5 protein-coding genes are annotated in these 3,318 nt (G+C 70.0%); 4 read left to right on the top strand and 1 reads right to left on the bottom strand.

The genetic code is table 11. The annotated features are described in order from the left end of the window. A partial coding sequence (locus HC022_RS21985; RefSeq protein WP_167453832.1) for an ABC transporter substrate-binding protein occupies positions 1-193 on the top strand: 193 nt, incomplete at its 5' end. Between the two features lie 38 nt (positions 194-231). On the opposite strand, the gene HC022_RS21990 is transcribed toward HC022_RS21985, so the two are convergent. After that, complete coding sequence (locus HC022_RS21990; RefSeq protein ID WP_008887234.1) at positions 232-720, bottom strand: peroxiredoxin; 489 nt, start codon at positions 718-720, stop codon at positions 232-234. Between the two features lie 88 nt (positions 721-808). Between HC022_RS21990 and HC022_RS21995 the strand changes: the two genes are divergently transcribed. The 3 genes from HC022_RS21995 to HC022_RS22005 all read left to right on the top strand — a co-directional run. Then, positions 809-2,014: an NAD(P)/FAD-dependent oxidoreductase gene (locus tag HC022_RS21995; RefSeq protein ID WP_167453833.1), complete on the top strand. Its 1,206-nt coding sequence runs from the start codon at positions 809-811 to the stop codon at positions 2,012-2,014. Next, a complete protein-coding gene (gene rsmD / locus HC022_RS22000; RefSeq protein ID WP_167453834.1) occupies positions 2,011-2,568 on the top strand; it encodes a 16S rRNA (guanine(966)-N(2))-methyltransferase RsmD in 558 nt (185 codons plus the stop codon). Before HC022_RS21995 ends, rsmD begins: the two co-directional genes overlap by 4 nt. A 189-nt stretch (positions 2,569-2,757) precedes the next feature. Further along, positions 2,758-3,318 (top strand): MBL fold metallo-hydrolase (locus tag HC022_RS22005; RefSeq protein WP_368484715.1); only part of this gene is annotated, 561 nt, incomplete at its 3' end.

Here is a 3,318-nt window from a genome sequence, read left to right on the forward strand (position 1 = left end):
CACGGCGCTGCTGCGCGGACAGTCGCCCTTCGACGTCACCTTCTTCGTCGGCGAGAAGTCCGGGCGCTTCTACAACATGTACGTGGAAGGCGTGAACATGCTGCTCACCGAGCGGACCGAGATCGGTGCCATGCTCGACCGGCGGCGTGGCGATCTCGACGCCATGATCGAGGATCTGAAGCGCGCCGGCTGACCCGGCGCGCCACGTGGCCTAACGAAAGCTTCGGGCGATCACATCGCCTCGAGCAGGCTCTCGCCCGCGGAGATCTCGCACTCGCCGGGGCTCGCCTCGGCGTGGAAGAGCGTGACGGTGCCGTCCTCGACCAGCATCGCGTAGCGCTTCGAGCGCGCCATGAGCCCTGCGGGCGGGGCGGTGAAATCCATGCCGATGGCCTTGGTGAAGGCGCTCTCGGGATCGCCCAGCATGGTGATCCCGGCCTCGGTCGCACCGGTCGCCTCACCCCATGCCTTCATCACGAAGGGGTCGTTGACCGAGACGCAGATGATCTCGTCCACACCCTTGCCGGCGAACTGGTCCTTGGTACGGATGAAGCTCGGAACGTGGGCCGAGTGGCAGGTGGGCGTGAAGGCGCCGGGAACGGCGAAGATCACCACCTTGCGGCCGGAAAGCTTGTCTTCGAGCTTCACCTGCTCGGGTCCGTTCTCACCCATCTGCACCAGCGTGGCGCCCGGAAGGGTGTCTCCCTTGGAAATGGCCATGTCGCGCGTCTCCCTAGATTGCGTTTCGCAAGCTCAGGGATATAGGCTGCGCGCAACTTGAGCCAACGGAAAAACAGAGAGGCGGGACATGGGCGACGTGGTGGTGATCGGGGGCGGACAGGCCGGTGCCTCGCTGGTGGCGCGGCTGCGCGCCAAGGGCTTCGAGGGGGGCATCACGCTGATCGGCGCCGAGCCGGTTCCGCCCTACCAGCGCCCGCCACTCTCCAAGGCCTACCTGCTGGGCGAGATGGAGGAAGAGCGCCTGTTCCTGCGCCCCCGCGCCTACTACGACGAGCAGAACATCGAGCTGGTGCTGAACGCACCGGTGACCGCCGTGGACACGGTCGGCAAGACGCTGATCGCCGACGGGCGCAAGATCGCGTGGGACGACCTGGTGTTCTGCACCGGCTCCACCCCCCGCCGCCTGCCCGCGGCCATCGGCGGCGATCTCGACGGCGTCTACGCGGTGCGCGGCATCGCCGACGTCGACGCGATGAAACCGCGCTTCACCGAGGGCGCCAGCGTGCTCATCGTCGGCGGCGGCTACATCGGGCTCGAGGCCGCGGCGGTGGCCTCGAAGCTCGGCCTCAGGGTGACGCTGGTCGAGATGGCCGAGCGCATCCTGCAGCGCGTCGCCGCGCCCGAGACTGCCGACTACTTCCGCGCCCTCCACGCCCGCCACGGCGTCGACATCCGCGAAGGCGTAGGCCTCGGCGGGCTCACCGGTCGCGACGGCAAGGTGACCGGCGCCGAGCTCACCGACGGCAGCACCCTCGCGGTGGATTTTGTCATCGCCGGTGTGGGCATCGTCCCCGAGATCGAGCTCGCCGAGTCCGCCGGCATCGAGATCGAGAACGGCATCCGGACCGACAGCACCGGCCGCACCTCGGCGCCCTGCGTCTGGGCGGCGGGCGACTGCGCCTCCTTCCCCCACCACGGCGCGCAGCTGCGGCTGGAAAGCGTCGGCAACGCCATCGACCAGGCCGAGGCGGTGGCGGACAACATCATGGGCGCCGGCCGCGCCTACGAGGCCAGGCCGTGGTTCTGGTCCGACCAGTACGACATCAAGCTGCAGATCGCCGGGCTCAACACCGGCTACGACCGCGTGGTGGTGCGCCGGAGCGACGAGGCGGTCTCGCACTGGTATTACGCCGGCGGCACCCTGCTGGCGCTCGACGCGATGAACGATCCCCGCGCCTACATGGTCGGCAAGCGCCTGATCGAGGCCGGGAAATCCGCCGACCCCGAGACCGTGACCGATCCCTCGACCGAGCTGAAGACCCTGCTCAAGTGAGGATCATCGCCGGAGACTGGCGCGGCCGCGCCCTGACCGCAGTGGGCAAGGGCGACCCGCGCGCGCACCTGCGCCCGACCACCGACCGCGTGCGCGAGAGCCTGTTCAACGTGCTGGCGGGCGGGCGCTTCGGCGACCCGTTCGAGGGCGCGCGCGTGCTCGACCTCTTCGCCGGCACCGGCGCGCTGGGGCTCGAGGCGCTGTCGCGCGGCGCCGCCGCCTGCTGCTTCGTCGACGACGGCCGCAAGTCGCTGTCGCTGCTGCGCGACAACATCCGCCTGCTGGGCTGCGCCGACCGCACCCGGGTGATCGCCCGCGACGCCACCCGCCTGCCGCCCGCCGAGACGCCCTGCGACCTCGCCTTCCTCGACCCGCCCTATGGAAAGTCGCTCGGCGACAAGGCCCTTGCCGCCGCCCGCGACGGCGGCTGGCTGGCGCCCGGCGCGCTTGTGGTCTGGGAGGAAAACGGCCCGCAGCTCGCGCCCGAAGGCTTCACCCCGCTCGAGGACCGCCGCTACGGCGACACCCATGTGACGCTCCTGCGCGCGACCTGACCGCCCGCCTCCGCACGCGGGAGATTTGACGCGACATTCGCCGTGACCCTGCTATCGTATTCATATCTGTTCATGGATGCGACGATCAGGGAGGCTTCGCATGACCATCCTCACCCCCCCCCCCCCCCCCCCCCCCCCGGGACCTCCCCCGCAGGGCCCCCGGGGGCCCGGCCACGGCCCCCCCCCGCCGTGGCGCGCGCCGAGCTCGGCGCCCCCGCCACAGGCAACCCCTCGCATTTCGCCTTCACCCTCGGCGAGGCGAGGCTCACGGTGATCTCGGACGGCTCGCTGCAACTGCCCGCGAACGGACTGGGGGTGAACGCCGACCCCGCCGAGGTCCGCAGCTTCCTCGAGCGCCATTTCCTCTCGCCCGAGACAAACTACTCCCATACCAACCACCTGCTGGTGGAACTGGGCGACGCCACGGTGCTGGTCGACGTAGGCTCCGGCAACCGCTTCCTCGACACCGCCGGACGGCTGATGGCCAATCTCGGCGCCGCCGGGATCGATCCCGGGGCGATCACCCACGTGGTCATCACCCACGCCCACCCCGACCATCTCTGGGGCATCCGCGACGATTTCGACGAGGCGATCCTGCCGCAGGCCGCCTTCTTCCTCGGCCGGTCCGAGCATGATTTCTGGATGCAGGACGGGCTTGCAACCTCGGTGGCGCCGGAGATGCAGCAGTTCGTGGTGGGCGCTCAGAACTCGATCACCGCCGAGGGCGCCGAGTGGCAGCTCACCGACGAC

The sequence above is a fragment of the Salipiger sp. HF18 genome, from assembly GCF_011806505.1.
GTDB lineage: Bacteria > Pseudomonadota > Alphaproteobacteria > Rhodobacterales > Rhodobacteraceae > Salipiger > Salipiger thiooxidans.